This window comes from Nocardia sp. NPDC058114, assembly GCF_042884695.1.
Classification (GTDB): domain Bacteria; phylum Actinomycetota; class Actinomycetes; order Mycobacteriales; family Mycobacteriaceae; genus Nocardia.
Map to the genome: position 1 here is coordinate 168,205 of NZ_JBHVTK010000003.1, position 13,304 is coordinate 181,508.

Consider the following 13,304-nt stretch of genomic DNA (forward strand, 5'->3'; position numbering starts at 1 on the left):
GTTGACGCATGAGCACTCCGAACTTTCGCCTCGACGACCTCATCGACGGCATCAAGAAGGCCCGCCCCGACAACGTCCTCGACCAACTCTCCGACGCGGTGGTCGCCGCCAATCACCTCGGCGAGACCGCCGACCACCTGATCGGCCACTTCGTCGACCAGGCTCGCCGTTCCGGCGCCTCCTGGACCGATATCGGCGCCAGCATGGGCGTGAGCAAGCAGGCCGTGCAGAAACGCTTCGTGCCCAAGGGTCCGAGCGACGCGGCCGCCATGGATCCGCAGGCGGGCTTCGCCAAGTTCACCGACCGGGCCCGGCAGGTGGTCGTCGGCTCGCAGGAGGCGGCCCGCGCCTCGGGGAGCAGTCAGATCGCGCTCGGGCATCTGATCCTCGGCCTGATCGGCCAGCCGGAAGGTCTGGCCGCCAAGGAGATCATCGCCAGGGGTGTCGCACTCGACGCCGTGCGCGCTGCCGCGGCCGCCTCGCTGCCCGCCGCCGACGGTGACGTGCCCGCGCTCATCCCCTTCGACGGCGACACGAAGAAGGTCCTCGAGCTCACCTTTCGCGAGGCGCTGCGGCTCGGTCACAACTACATCGGCACCGAGCACATCCTGCTGGCTCTGCTGGAACAGGAGAACGGCGCGGGCGTACTCAGCGGTCTGGGCCTTGACAAGGCCGTCGTAGAGGCCGAGCTCGTCGAGCTGCTGAATCAGTTCCTGGCTTCGGTGCAGGACGAGACCTGAGAACGCGGGGGCGCGCCCGGTGTGTCCTGCGCGCTGGGCGCGACCTTGCACTCTCACCACCTGAGTGCTAAAAATGGCTTGGCACTCGTGACTGTTGAGTGCCAGGTCGGGACGGTGAGATCGGGTTCCATCGACACCCTCGGTCGTCCGTCGCGGGCACCTCCTGGCCAGCGTACTTTGGGGCGATCCAACCTGTGGTCGTCTCGTGTGTCAGCCATAGACATGTGGAGGATCTCAACGCAATGGCCAAGACAATTGCGTACGACGAAGAGGCCCGTCGCGGTCTCGAGCGGGGTCTGAACGCCCTCGCCGACGCTGTCAAGGTGACGCTGGGCCCGAAGGGTCGCAACGTCGTACTCGAGAAGAAGTGGGGCGCCCCCACGATCACCAACGATGGTGTGTCCATCGCCAAGGAGATCGACCTCGAGGACCCGTACGAGAAGATCGGCGCCGAGCTGGTCAAGGAAGTCGCCAAGAAGACGGACGACGTCGCCGGCGACGGTACGACCACCGCCACCGTGCTCGCCCAGGCGCTCGTGCGTGAAGGTCTGCGCAACGTCGCGGCCGGCGCGAACCCGCTCGGCCTGAAGCGTGGCATCGAGAAGGCCGTCGAGGCCGTCACCGCCAAGCTGCTCGACACCGCCAAGGAGATCGACACCAAGGAGCAGATCGCTGCTACCGCTGGTATCTCCGCGGGCGACCCGGCCATCGGCCAGCTCATCGCCGAGGCGATGGACAAGGTCGGCAAGGAAGGTGTCATCACCGTCGAGGAGAGCAACACCTTCGGGCTCCAGCTGGAGCTCACCGAGGGCATGCGCTTCGACAAGGGCTACATCTCCGGTTACTTCGTGACCGACCCCGAGCGTCAGGAAGCGGTCCTCGAGGATCCGTACATCCTGCTCGTCTCGTCCAAGATCTCGACGGTCAAGGACCTGCTGCCGCTGCTGGAGAAGGTCATCCAGGCCGGTAAGCCGCTGCTGATCATCGCCGAGGACGTCGAGGGCGAAGCCCTGTCGACCCTGGTCGTGAACAAGATCCGTGGCACCTTCAAGTCTGTCGCCGTCAAGGCGCCGGGCTTCGGTGACCGTCGCAAGGCCCAGCTGGCCGATATCGCCATCCTCACCGGTGGCGAGGTCATCAGCGAAGAGGTCGGCCTCTCCCTGGAGACCGCAGGCATCGAGCTGCTCGGCACCGCGCGCAAGGTCGTCATCACCAAGGACGAGACCACCATCGTCGAGGGTGCCGGCGACGCGGAGGCCATCAAGGGCCGCGTGGCGCAGATCCGCGCCGAGATCGAGTCCTCGGATTCGGACTACGACCGTGAGAAGCTGCAGGAACGTCTGGCCAAGCTGGCCGGCGGCGTCGCGGTGATCAAGGCCGGTGCCGCCACCGAGGTCGAGCTCAAGGAGCGCAAGCACCGCATCGAAGATGCCGTGCGCAACGCCAAGGCCGCCGTCGAAGAGGGCATCGTTGCCGGTGGTGGCGTCGCGCTGCTGCAGGCCGCCCCCGCGCTCGACGGCTTCAGCGGCCTGACCGCTGACGAGGCGACCGGTGTCAACATCGTGCGCGTCGCGCTGTCGGCTCCGCTCAAGCAGATCGCCTTCAACGCGGGCCTCGAGCCCGGCGTCGTGGCCGAGAAGGTCTCCAACCTCCCCGAGGGCGAAGGCCTGAACGCCGACACCGGTGTCTACGAGAACCTGCTGGCCGCCGGCGTTGCCGACCCGGTCAAGGTCACCCGCTCGGCCCTGCAGAACGCGGCCTCCATCGCCGCGCTCTTCCTCACCACCGAGGCTGTAGTCGCCGACAAGCCGGAGAAGTCCGCCCCCGCGGGCGGCGATCCCACAGGCGGCATGGGCGGCATGGACTTCTGATCCGCTGATCAGCTGGTTCCAAGTCACGAAGGCCGGTCCACCACGGTGGGCCGGCCTTCGGCGTGCAAAAACAAAAAGGGGAGTGACAACGGCGGCTTCGCCGAGGTGGCGAAGTCAGCCGACCGGTGTGAGGCGGAGGCGTTCGGCGAGTTCGTTGAAGATGTAGAAGTTGGGGATGGTGCTGACGGGGGCCAGCGACATCCACACGCCGGAGAGTTTGATGCGGATGTGGCCGCTGCGGGCGTCGATGAGCTGGATGTCTTCCCAGGACAGGGCTTCGCTGCGGAAGGTGAGGGCGTCGAGGGAGAGGGAGAGGTCGCCGAAGGGGACGGTTTCGCCGTTGTCGATGGCGGCGACCGCGGCGGGGAGTTGGGTTGCGGTGACGGCGGATTGGATGGCGCGGGCCCATTCGCGGGCGCGGGCGAAACCCTCTTCGTCGATGGTCGCTTCGACGCCGCCGGGGCCCGACAGCTCCAGCAGGTAGGTGACGGGGGTGGTGTCGTGGAACGGGATCGCGTGCTGACGCACTTCGGTGCTGTCCCACCGGAATCCGGCCACGCGCTGACCCGAGCGGTAGACGGTGACGCCCTGGTCGAACAGGTCGATGCGGGCGGCGCGGTTCTGCCGGTTGATCACCCCGCGGCGCAGTGCGAGCAGGACGGGCGCGCCGGCGATCACGAGCAGTGCCACACCGCCCTGCCAGCCGCCGACGGCCGCGACGATGATGCCGATGGTGGCGATACAGCCCGCGACGATGCCACAGCCGCGCACGAAGGTGTCGTCGGCGGGGGTGGCGAGAAAGGTGTCACGGTGCGCGCCGAGCTGCTGATACTCCGCCATCAGGTGTATCAGTTGGGTCAACGGCACCGCGTGCCGAGCATCGGCTACGTCCTCCGGCCTGTTCGGAGTGATCACTCGTCCCTCCAAGAGGCGTTTTCATCCGCGGCGAAGCGTATGCGAACCGGCGGAATATTGCCACCGGTACGGAGATGAAATTCTGGCCGCGACCGGGCGGAATGGCTCAGCCGATGGCGAAAGCGACGAAGAATCCTGCCGCGGTTGCCATTCCGACCCACCAGCCGCCTTCGCGATAGGCCTCGGGGACGAGCGAGTCGGCCAGCACCGCGATCGTGGCGCCGCCCGCGAACGCTTGGACCGCGCTGATCGCGGTCGTCGAAACCGAGTCGGCGTAAGCGTTTCCCAGCACGGTCACCGCGACGAGCACCGCGGCGGTCACCGCCCAGAGCGCGAAGGTCCGGCCCGCCTCGAACCCGTGCTGCTCGCGCATGAGTACCGCCCCGCTGACCGCTTCGGGCACATTGCCCGCCGCGATCGCGACCACCAACACCAATCCGCCTCCGCCACTGAGGGATACACCCAGTGCGAGGTTCTCCGGCACGCCGTCGAGCACCGTCCCGAGCAGCAACGCCCAGCCGATAGCGGCGGGCCCCAGTTTGTTCTCGATGAGATGGTTGGCGACCACGTACACCCCCGCACCGGCGAACAGCGCGCTGCCGGCGAGCAGCGCGCCGTCGCGGTGGAAGGCGGGCGCGAAGAGCTCCTCCGATATCGCCGCGATCATCGTGCCCGCGCCGAACGCCATCATCGCGGCGAGCACGGCTTTCGGCAGCGTCCACCGCAGCCCCACCGCCACCCCGATCAGCAGCGGGACCGCGGTACCGAGGCCGTACAGCAGGGCGGTAGACATGCCGAGAGCCTATTCGGCTGTGCGCGACTAGGGTGGTTGACGTGTTGGTTGTGGACGAAGGCGAACCCACGGCACCGGCGATCGTGTTCCTGCACGGCATCCCCGGCTCGGTCGACTGGTTCGCCGCGGTCGCCGAGCGGATGGTCGCGACCTTCCGGGTGATCCGCGTGGACATGCACGACCTGGGCGCCGACGGCGACTTCAGCGCCGCGGCCCGCACCGCTCCGCTCGTCGCCCTCATGAACGACCTCGACCTCACCGACGTGACGGTGGTCGGCCACTCGTTCGGCGCCGAGATCGCGCTGGAACTCGCCGCCGCGTCGCACCGGGTGGCTCGCGTCGTGGTCGTCGGCCAGGCCCCGGACTACCGGGCCGCGAGCATCCCGACCGCCGCGAGATGGGTGGTCCGTCCGTGGTCGGTGCGCTTGGCGCAACGGTGGACACCCGGACCGGTGATCCGCCTGGCGAACCGTTCGGTCTTCGCGCCCCGATTCCGTTACGACTCGGCGCCCGGCCTGGCCGAAGCGCTGGTCCGCGATTTCCGCACTGCCCTTCCCGGCGGCCTCGCCTACGCGGTGGGCGGCCGTGCCGCCGACTTCGCGGCCGCCCCGCTCGACATCCGCGCGCAAGCCCTCGACCAGCCCGTCCTCGCCGTCCACGGTCGTCACGACAACCTCTACGACAGCACCGAGACCCTCGCCCGCTTCGCCGCGGCGGGCGCCGACACCCACCTCGTCGAGCACGCGGGCCATTCGCCCCAGGTCGAGCAACCGGACGAGTTCGTCTCCGTGCTGGGCGAATTCATCAGATCCCACTGACGGCGGAGACCACGAACGTCCCCGGTGTGCCCTGCGCCCCCAGCGGTCCGCCCTTGTCGAACTGTGAGGAGACGATCAGCGCCTGCTCGCCCGAATGCACCATCGTGGTGGGAACATTCAGCGCGGGATCGTGGAATTCGCCGGTGCGGGTGGCGGTGGCGCCGTTGTCGCCGAGGGTCCAGCGGCTGATGGTGTTGTCGAGGTTGTGAACGATCCACAGGGTGTCCCCGCGCAGGTCCAAGCCGTCGCCGTGGCGCGCGTCGCCACCGGTCAGCGCCACCTTGCGAATCGTTTCCTGGCCGCCGGTGAGGTCGATGCGGTACAGCTCGGCCGCTGACATGGCGACGACGATCAGATACGTCCCGGCCGGGTCGGCGACAATTCCGTTGAGCTCGAACACCTTCGGCTCACGCGGTCCGAGGGTGGCGGTCAGGTCGTAGGCCACGGTCAATTCGTCACGGCCGGAGCCGACGACCGCTCGGTAGACGACATTGCGCACGCTGTCGGTCAGGTAGGCGGACCCGTCCGCCCCGAAATCCAGATCGTTGACGAAACGTGGTGCGTCACCGGGTACTGCGAACTTCGCGAGCAGTGCGCGTGACCCGGTGTCGTACACACTCACGCCCACACCGGAATCGATCACCCACAGCCGACCGCTCCGATCGACCTTCACGCCGTTCGCTGTCTTCCTGCCGTCGGCGCCCGCGGGCAGGAACACCTCCGCGCGCGCGGCGTCGGCCGTCGCCCGGTAGACGGCTCCGTCCGCGAACGACCCGACATAGGTGTCACCGTTGCGCGCGTCCAAGCCGATGCCCTCGGGATATACGGCGCTGCCCGGCAGTTCGTAGGCCGTGCTCAGGGTGGGTGTGGCAGGCGAGGTCCCGCACGCGGTCAGGGCCAGGCATGCGGTGGCGACGGCAATGGTTCGCAACATGATGAAGCCTCTCAGTGATGTAATGCTGAACATCAAGCGATAGGAGGTAATGTAAATTAGAGTCGTTATGATCGTCAAGGGAGTTATGAAGTGATGGGCGGATATCATGCACCCATGACGTCCATGCCCGCCGCCGAGAGGCTCGGCTCGTACATCAAGCGCGCCGAGCAAGCCCTGATCGCGACCAAGGCTGCCGCGCTGAAACCGGCCGGGCTGACCGTCGCGCAGTACAGCGCGCTGTTGCACCTCGCGGAGAACCCCGGCATCTCGGCGGCCGCCCTGGCCCGGCTGGCCGGCGTCACCCCGCCGACGATGAACACCGTGCTGACCAACCTCCAGGAGCGCGGCCTGGTGGATCGGACCCCGCACGAGTGGCACAAGAACGTGCTGGAGACTCGCCTGACCGAGGCGGGACGGTCGGTGATGGCCGATGCCGACACCCGCGCGATCGCGGTGGAGCGCACACTGGCCGATCGATTCACCGCGGCGGAACTGGCGGCGGTGCAGGAACTGCTCACGCGCAGCGCGCAGGCACTCGACGAGATCCGCGACAACCTGCCGTGACGAAAAAGAGCCCGCCGGAAGGTTCCGGCGGGCTCAGGCGTAGCTCGGCGTCAGCGCTCGGCGGCAACTTTCACCTTGCTCAGCGTCTCGTGCATCCCCGAGACCAGGTCGGCCTCGAACTTCTCCTCGCCGCCCATGGCGACCTTGATCGTGCCCCGCAGCCAGCCCGGCAGGCCCTTGGCGTCGACGGTGCGCGTCTCGACGACGCGGGTGCCGGTGGCGGTCGGCTCGAGCTCGTAGGCCCAGACCGTGCGGTTCTCGTTCATCCGGAACGCCAGCGCCTTGTTCGGCTCGAAGCGCACGATCCGCGAGGTGGTCGGGTAGACCTTCCAGCCCACCTTGTTGACGTTGACGGTGAAGGCGCCGTCGCGAACGCCACCGAGCGCGACCATCTTCACGGTTGTCGGACTGAGCTCGGACATGCGGCGCAGATCGGCGAGTACCGACCAGACCTTCTCCGGCGGTGCGGCGATGTCGATGCTGGCTTCGAGAGTGTTCGGCAACGGTGCCTCCGGGTATGCGTGACGGACTGTCACGCTCAGCATAGGCACCCCCATGGGGACCGGCCTCCGCCCGTAGGTGAATTCTTGCAGGCTGATCGCAACCCGGGCGCGGCGGCTGAGGCAGCGCAGAACCAACCGCGGCGCGCGCAACGCGGAGGCGAACCCCGCACGGCGGGACCCGTGCTCGAATTCCGCACCGCGATCACCGCAGGGGTGGACAAGGCCGTCGGACTCCCGGCGATCACCGGGCTCCACCGGTTCCACGACGGGCCGGTGGCCGGACGGCCGGCGTGGTGGGCGAGCCTGAAAGCAGGGATTGTCCAGGTCGCCGCGCCGCGGGCGGTGTCCTGCGCCTCGGTCGGGTCGCCGAGCATCGGCAGCGCCACGTAGAGCTGTCCGGCGACGAGAATCCCTACGGCACAGATTGTCGCGGCTGTTCTGCCTGTCGGCGCTCACCCCCGGTCCGTCGTTTCAGTAGTCGCCGACGGGCTCGAGCCCGTCGCTCAGCGGAGTGGTCATGGGAACAGGAATACCGCGCCCAGTGCTCGGCGGCAATGATTTGTCGCACCCTGCGCTGATCCGATAACGCCGTATTCGACTGTCCGGCAGTCACATCGGTTGCCGCCGGATCCGTCTGCTCGTGGGTATCGGCGATCAACGGATGTGAGTACCGCGCTTCGGTACACTCACGTTTCACACATCACGGTTGCCCCAGCGCGTCGATGACCAGTCGGCGATGCCGATATTCGCGATCCCGTGCTGTCGACGGCTTCGTTCTCATGAGTGAATCGGCTCATGTAGGGCCCGCGCGCGCCCCGAGTTCCTTGGTCTTGTGTCCCATGACAAAAAATTCTAGAAAATTCCTTTAAAACACTCCCACTTCACATTGTCACTGGGTATCGTCCGAGACGGCAAATGGCCAGTGACAACGAAGTCACAAAACATCGACTTGGAGTGACACATGCTTTACAACATCACTGACGACAGCAGCGACGGCAACATCCTGACCCTGCTGCTCGGCCTGCTCACCAGCTCGCTGAGCACCGGTTCGGTGCAGGGCTCGGGCAACTGAGCCGTCTGTAGCCATCTTTCGGCTAACGCGCGGTTGGCCGATTGGGCAGCCGAAGGGCCTGATCCATGACGAGGGGATCAGGCCCTTCGGTATTGTCAGCGACAATGTCACAGGATGCGAATACGGGACGAATGTATGCCGGGCAACCCGTAGAGGACCGGCAACGCCAGCGGCGTGCGCGTTTTCTGGAGTCAGGCCTGACGGTCTTCGCGCGCGACGGGTATGCCAACAGTTCGGTCGGTGCGATCTGTAAGGACGCGGGACTATCGTCTCGGCAGTTCTACGAGGAGTTCACCGGTCGCGAATCTCTGCTGCTGGAGCTGTACGAGCAGATCGACCGACATTCGCGCGAGGCGGTGGCCACCGCGCTCGAGGACAAGTCCGAGGCGACCGTACTCGAGCAGATCGATGCGGCCGTACGGGCCTACGTCGAGTCGATCGGCAACGATCCCCGCAAGGCGCGGGTCGCGTTGGTCGAGGTGGTCGGAGCAGGCCCCAAGGTCGAGAAGTTCCGCCTGGAACTGCGCCGCGTGTGGGGTTCGCTGCTGGCCAGCGCCGCCGAGGACGCGGCCATGCACGGCGAAATCCCGCCCGGCGACTACGAACTGCGCGTGCTCGCCATCATCGGCGCGGTGAACTACGTGGTCGACGGCTGGAGCGGCAGCGACCCACGCCCGCCGCTCGACGAAGTGATCAAGGTGCTGAGCCGGGTGATCCTGGGCGCGGTCGGGGCTTGATGGCGCGGGTCGAGATCGTCCCGATCCAGGTACCCGACGGCAGCACCTTGCCGGTGCGTCTCATTCCGGCCACCGGTGCGCACCGGCATCCGGTCACCCCGGACGCACCACGCGCGGTCGTGGTCATCGTCCCCGGTCTGGCCGTGCCCGGCGAGTTCTACGAGTACTTCGGACACCGGCTGGCCGCGTGCGGATTCGATGTCGCCATCGGCGAATTGCGTGGTCAGGGCGAGAGCACCCGCCGTCCCGATGGTGAGAGTACCTACGGCTACCACGAATTGGTCTCGGTGGACTTTCCGGCGATGCTGGCCGCGGTGCGCAACCGGTTCCCCGCCGCCACGCCGTACCTGCTCGGCCACAGCATGGGCGGGCAACTCGCGGCGATGTACGCGGCCAGGGTGCGCGGCAGGCTCGGCGGCCTGATCCTGATCGCCTCCGGCACACCGTATTTCCGGGGGTATCGCGGGGTGTTCGGTCCGGGCGTGCTGGTGGGCACCGCGGCGGTGGCGGTGGCGTCGAACCTGGCCGGGTTCTGGCCGGGGGACCTGCTCGGCAAGCGCGCCTACGGCAGGCAGTCCAAAGTTCTCATGTCGGACTGGGCCAGGCTGGCGCGTACCGGGCGCTTCGTGCCCGTCGGCGCCGATATCGACTACGACGAGCGGATGTCGCGGCTGAAGTTCCCGGTCCTGTCGATCACCGTCGCCGGTGACGACATGGCCCCGCAGACCTCCGCGGATCACCTGCTGAGCAAGCTGCCCGGCACACAGGTCACCCGGTGGTTCCAGCCGGAGGCCCTCGGGCACAACGGCTGGATCACCGATCCGGACTCCACCGTCGACGCGGTGGAGAAGTGGCTGCGCGACCGCTGACCCTCAGGCCGAGCGGCGCCCCTCGATCAGCATCTGGATGAAGAACTCGTAGACCAGCGCGGACAGGTACGCCGACTGCTTGTTGTCGGCGGCGCCGCCGTGACCACCCTCGATGTTCTCGTAGTACCAGACGGTGCGATTCTGGGACTCCAGGAGCGCGGCCATCTTTCGCGCATGGCCGGGATGGACCCGGTCGTCGCGGGTGGAGGTGGCCAGCAGGATCGGCGGGTACTGCTTGCCGGTGTCGGTGTTCTGATACGGCGAGTACTCGCTGATGTAGGCCCATTCTTCCGGCTTGTCCGGGTCACCGTATTCGGCGACCCACGACGCGCCCGCCAGCAGCAGGTGGTAGCGCTTCATGTCCAGCAGCGGCACCTGGCAGACGATGGCGCCGAACAGTTCCGGGTACCGGGTGAGCATCACGCCCATCAGCAGGCCGCCGTTGCTGCCGCCGATCGCGCCGAGCCGGTCCGCGGTGGTAATGCCGCGGGTCACGAGGTCGCGCGCGATGGCGGCGAAGTCCTCGTAGGCGCGGTGGCGGTGCTCCTTCAGTGCGGCCGTGTGCCATTCGGGGCCGTACTCGCCGCCGCCGCGGATGTTGGTCATCACGTAGGTGCCGCCGCGTTCGAGCCAGTTCATGCCCGCCGAGCCGAGATAGGCCGGAGTCTTGGAGATTTCGAAGCCGCCGTAGCCGTTCATGATCGTCGGGCCCGGCGTGCCGCGCCGGTCGCGATGGCGGATCACGAAGTAGGGCACCGCGGTTCCGTCGTCGGAGGTCGCGAAGAACTGTTCGGTTTCGATGCCGGTGGCGTCGAAGTAGCCGGGGGCCTGCTTCAGCGTCACCGCGGTTTCGCCGATCGCGCTGCTGAGCAACGTGGTCGGCGTGGTGAAACCGGTTGTGGTGAGCATGAACTCGTCGCCGCCCTCGAGTGGGTCGAGGTTGGCCACCGAGGTGGACGACATGGCGGGGGAGTCGGCGAGTTCGCTGCTCGCCCAGCCGTCCGGGCCGGGGGTGAGCACGCGGAATCCGGTCTGTACATCGCGCAGGGTGGTGAGGATCAGGTGGTTCTCGGTCCAGCCCCACGATTCCAGTGAGGTGTGCGGATCCGGGGCGAAGAGAACCTCGAATTCCCGAGCCCCGGAGAGGAATTCGTTCAGATCGGTGACCAGCAGGCTGCCGGGAGCGAAGGTGGTCTCGCCCGGTGTCCACTCGGTCTTCAAGCGCACCAGCAGCCAGTCGCGGTACCAGTCCACGTCCGCGTCGGTGGGGGTCTCGATCAGCCGCCACTCCCCGTCGTCGAGCAGCGATACCTCGCTGTTGAAGAAGTCGGTCGACCGGTGCAGATAGTGTCGTTCGTAGCCGGGGTGGCGGTCGTATCCGGCGCCGATCGAGACGTCGCTCGACTTGCCCTCGAACACCGTTTCGGCAGCGGACAATTCGGTGCCACGCCGCCAGCGCTTGGCGATGCGCGGGTATCCGGAATCGGTGAGTGATCCCGGCCCGAAATCGGTGCCGAGGTAGACGGTGTCGGCATCGATCCAGCCGATCCGCGACTTCGCCTCCGCGACGAAGAACCCACCATCCTCGGGCGCGACGAAGTGCCTGGTGGTCAGGTCGAATTCGCGCTCGACGGTCGCGTCGGCGCCGCCACGGGACAGGTGGATGATGGCGCGCTCCTGCGACGGCCGCAGCACCGCGGCGCCCGCCCACACCCAGTTCTCCCCGTCGGCCTCGGCCAGCGCGTCGACGTCGATCAGCACATCCCACTCGGGGGCGTCGGTGGCGTAGGACTCGAACGTGGTCCGCCGCCACAACCCGCGCTGATGCTCGGCATCACGCCAGAAGTTGTACAGCCACGGCCCCCGTCGGCCGGGATAAGCGATCTTGGTGTCGTCGTCGAGCATCGCCAGTACGCGACGCTCCATCTCGGCGAATCGGTCGGTCGCCGCGAACCGCCGCCCCACCACGTCGTTGCGGGCGCGCGCCCAGTCCAGCGCGCCCTCGTCGGTCACGTCCTCGAGCCAGAGATAGGGATCGGTCACGTTTTCTTCAACGCCGCTCATTCCCACATTGTTGCCGATGCGGCCGATCGCGGTCACACTCGTGCCGGTTTGTGGTTTGCCACGCCAGGGCATCGGGCCTGCGCGCATAATCCCCATACCTGGTAGGTGCGGGTAGTGGTCGAGGTTGCCGTGCTGTTGCGTGTTGCCCCGGTCGGGGTAGGGGAGTGTGTTCTCCTGATTCGGTGACCTCGCTACAGACAGCGGTACGCACCGGGTCCCCGACCCTCAACCTTGTCTTGGCCACCTGGGTTTCGGCCATCAACTTCTGGGCGTGGAACCTCATCGGTCCTCTCTCGCCGAACTACGCCGACAAGATGGCGCTCAGCAGTATGGCGGCCTCGATCATGGTGGCGATGCCGATTCTCGTCGGCTCGCTGGGCCGGATCGTGTCGGGCGCGCTCACCGACCGGATCGGCGGCCGGATGATGTTCATCGGGGTCTCGTTGGCCTCGATCGTGCCGGTCGTCGCGGTCGGGATCGCGGGCAGCATCGAGTCCTACCCGATGATGCTGGCGTCAGCTTTCCTGCTCGGCATCCCGGGCACGGTGTTCGCCGTCGGTATCCCGTTCGCGAATTCCTGGTACGTGCCCGCCCGGCGCGGCTTCGCGACCGGAGTGTTCGGTGCGGGCATGGTCGGCACGGCGGTGTCGGCGTTCTTCACACCCCGGTTCGTCCGCTGGTTCGGGTTGCTGCCCACCCATCTGATCGTGGCGGCCGCGCTCGCGGTGACCGCGGTGCTGTGCATCCTGTTCATGCGCAACTCGCCGGACTTCACTCCGAACACCGACCCGGTGCTGCCCAAGTTGCGCGCCGCGATGAAGCTCGGTGTCACCTGGGAGATGTCGTTCCTGTACGCGGTGGTGTTCGGCGGCTTCGTCGCCTTCAGTTCGTATCTGCCGACCTACATCAAGAATGTGTACGGGTTCTCCGCGGTCGACGCGGGCACGCGCACCGCCGCCTTCGCGCTCGCCGCGGTGATCGCCCGGCCCATCGGCGGCGCGCTGTCGGACCGGATCGCGCCGAAGTACATCGTGGTCACCTCGCTGGCCGGGACGGCGGTGATGGCGGTGGTCGCGGCTTTCAAACCGCCGGCCGACGTGGCCTCGGCGGCCACGTTCATCACGATGGCGCTGTTCCTCGGGATCGGCACCGGCGGCGTCTTCGCCTGGGTGGCCAGGCGCTCGCCGAGTTCCAGTGTCGGCAGTGTCACCGGAATCGTCTCGGCCGCAGGCGGTCTCGGTGGCTACTTCCCGCCGCTGATCATGGGTATCACCTACGACGAGGCAGGCCACAGCTACACCATCGGGCTGCTGTTGCTCGCCGCTACCGCGCTGGCCGCCCTTGTCTACACCTCGGTAAAACTGCGCGCCGTCGAACAGTGCCCCGCCGCACCTTGATCCGACCTCGTCGAAGGAGACAGATCC

General features: G+C 67.3%; 13 protein-coding genes. 8 read left to right on the top strand and 5 right to left on the bottom strand.

All coding sequences use genetic code 11. The features are described from left to right. Positions 1-8 precede the first annotated feature (8 nt). Together ACFVVI_RS13320 and groL are read left to right on the top strand one after the other, a co-directional pair. The gene (locus ACFVVI_RS13320; RefSeq protein WP_387445569.1) at positions 9-740 is read left to right on the top strand and encodes a Clp protease N-terminal domain-containing protein; all 732 of its coding nucleotides are present in this window, start codon (positions 9-11) and stop codon (positions 738-740) included. A gap of 242 nt (positions 741-982) precedes the next feature. Next, the gene (groL, locus tag ACFVVI_RS13325) at positions 983-2,611 is read left to right on the top strand and encodes a chaperonin GroEL (protein ID WP_056816261.1); all 1,629 of its coding nucleotides are present in this window, start codon (positions 983-985) and stop codon (positions 2,609-2,611) included. Positions 2,612-2,725: 114 nt separating this feature from the next. Here the strand turns inward: groL and ACFVVI_RS13330 are convergent, their stop codons facing one another. Then, positions 2,726-3,526, bottom strand: a complete 801-nt coding sequence (locus tag ACFVVI_RS13330; protein ID WP_378991184.1) for a DUF6585 family protein — start codon at positions 3,524-3,526, stop codon at positions 2,726-2,728. Between the two features lie 106 nt (positions 3,527-3,632). Next, on the bottom strand, positions 3,633-4,319 hold the full coding sequence (locus ACFVVI_RS13335; protein ID WP_378991182.1) for a ZIP family metal transporter: 687 nt from the start codon (positions 4,317-4,319) through the stop codon (positions 3,633-3,635). Positions 4,320-4,360: 41 nt separating this feature from the next. Here ACFVVI_RS13335 and ACFVVI_RS13340 point away from each other — a divergent pair, with 41 nt between their 5' ends. After that, a complete protein-coding gene (locus ACFVVI_RS13340; RefSeq protein WP_387445571.1) occupies positions 4,361-5,137 on the top strand; it encodes an alpha/beta fold hydrolase in 777 nt (258 codons plus the stop codon). On the opposite strand, the gene ACFVVI_RS13345 is transcribed toward ACFVVI_RS13340, so the two are convergent. Then, a complete protein-coding gene (locus tag ACFVVI_RS13345) occupies positions 5,124-6,071 on the bottom strand; it encodes an SMP-30/gluconolactonase/LRE family protein (RefSeq protein WP_387445572.1) in 948 nt (315 codons plus the stop codon). The two genes, ACFVVI_RS13340 and ACFVVI_RS13345, sit on opposite strands and share 14 nt — an antisense overlap. Before the next feature lie 114 nt (positions 6,072-6,185). On the opposite strand from ACFVVI_RS13345, the gene ACFVVI_RS13350 reads away from it, so the two are divergent. Beyond that, complete coding sequence (locus tag ACFVVI_RS13350) at positions 6,186-6,635, top strand: MarR family winged helix-turn-helix transcriptional regulator (protein ID WP_387445573.1); 450 nt, start codon at positions 6,186-6,188, stop codon at positions 6,633-6,635. Between the two features lie 50 nt (positions 6,636-6,685). Here the strand turns inward: ACFVVI_RS13350 and ACFVVI_RS13355 are convergent, their stop codons facing one another. Further along, on the bottom strand, positions 6,686-7,138 hold the full coding sequence (locus ACFVVI_RS13355; RefSeq protein ID WP_379313541.1) for an SRPBCC family protein: 453 nt from the start codon (positions 7,136-7,138) through the stop codon (positions 6,686-6,688). A gap of 180 nt (positions 7,139-7,318) precedes the next feature. On the opposite strand from ACFVVI_RS13355, the gene ACFVVI_RS13360 reads away from it, so the two are divergent. From ACFVVI_RS13360 to ACFVVI_RS13370, 3 genes are all read left to right on the top strand, one after another. Beyond that, positions 7,319-7,528 (top strand): hypothetical protein, encoded by a 210-nt coding sequence (locus ACFVVI_RS13360; RefSeq protein ID WP_387445574.1) that lies wholly within the window; start codon positions 7,319-7,321, stop codon positions 7,526-7,528. A gap of 786 nt (positions 7,529-8,314) precedes the next feature. Continuing rightward, complete coding sequence (locus tag ACFVVI_RS13365) at positions 8,315-8,947, top strand: TetR/AcrR family transcriptional regulator (RefSeq protein ID WP_378916482.1); 633 nt, start codon at positions 8,315-8,317, stop codon at positions 8,945-8,947. Continuing rightward, complete coding sequence (locus ACFVVI_RS13370; RefSeq protein ID WP_387445576.1) at positions 8,947-9,816, top strand: alpha/beta fold hydrolase; 870 nt, start codon at positions 8,947-8,949, stop codon at positions 9,814-9,816. The genes ACFVVI_RS13365 and ACFVVI_RS13370 overlap by 1 nt, the downstream gene beginning before the upstream one ends. Before the next feature lie 3 nt (positions 9,817-9,819). Here the strand turns inward: ACFVVI_RS13370 and ACFVVI_RS13375 are convergent, their stop codons facing one another. Beyond that, positions 9,820-11,880 (bottom strand): prolyl oligopeptidase family protein, encoded by a 2,061-nt coding sequence (locus ACFVVI_RS13375; RefSeq protein WP_387445577.1) that lies wholly within the window; start codon positions 11,878-11,880, stop codon positions 9,820-9,822. 182 nt (positions 11,881-12,062) lie between these two features. On the opposite strand from ACFVVI_RS13375, the gene ACFVVI_RS13380 reads away from it, so the two are divergent. Further along, complete coding sequence (locus ACFVVI_RS13380; RefSeq protein WP_387445579.1) at positions 12,063-13,277, top strand: MFS transporter; 1,215 nt, start codon at positions 12,063-12,065, stop codon at positions 13,275-13,277. The last annotated feature ends 27 nt before the right edge of the window (positions 13,278-13,304 follow it).

What these genes read in the sequence shown, in the direction of transcription:
- ACFVVI_RS13320 (WP_387445569.1), top strand. Translation starts at nt 9, where the DNA reads ATGAGCACTCCGAACTTTCGCCTCGACGACCTCATCGACGGCATCAAG.
- groL (WP_056816261.1), top strand. Translation starts at nt 983, where the DNA reads ATGGCCAAGACAATTGCGTACGACGAAGAGGCCCGTCGCGGTCTCGAG.
- ACFVVI_RS13335 (WP_378991182.1), bottom strand. Translation starts at nt 4,319, where the DNA reads ATGTCTACCGCCCTGCTGTACGGCCTCGGTACCGCGGTCCCGCTGCTG.
- ACFVVI_RS13345 (WP_387445572.1), bottom strand. Translation starts at nt 6,071, where the DNA reads ATGTTGCGAACCATTGCCGTCGCCACCGCATGCCTGGCCCTGACCGCG.
- ACFVVI_RS13350 (WP_387445573.1), top strand. Translation starts at nt 6,186, where the DNA reads ATGACGTCCATGCCCGCCGCCGAGAGGCTCGGCTCGTACATCAAGCGC.
- ACFVVI_RS13365 (WP_378916482.1), top strand. Translation starts at nt 8,315, where the DNA reads ATGTCACAGGATGCGAATACGGGACGAATGTATGCCGGGCAACCCGTA.
- ACFVVI_RS13370 (WP_387445576.1), top strand. Translation starts at nt 8,947, where the DNA reads ATGGCGCGGGTCGAGATCGTCCCGATCCAGGTACCCGACGGCAGCACC.
- ACFVVI_RS13375 (WP_387445577.1), bottom strand. Translation starts at nt 11,880, where the DNA reads ATGAGCGGCGTTGAAGAAAACGTGACCGATCCCTATCTCTGGCTCGAG.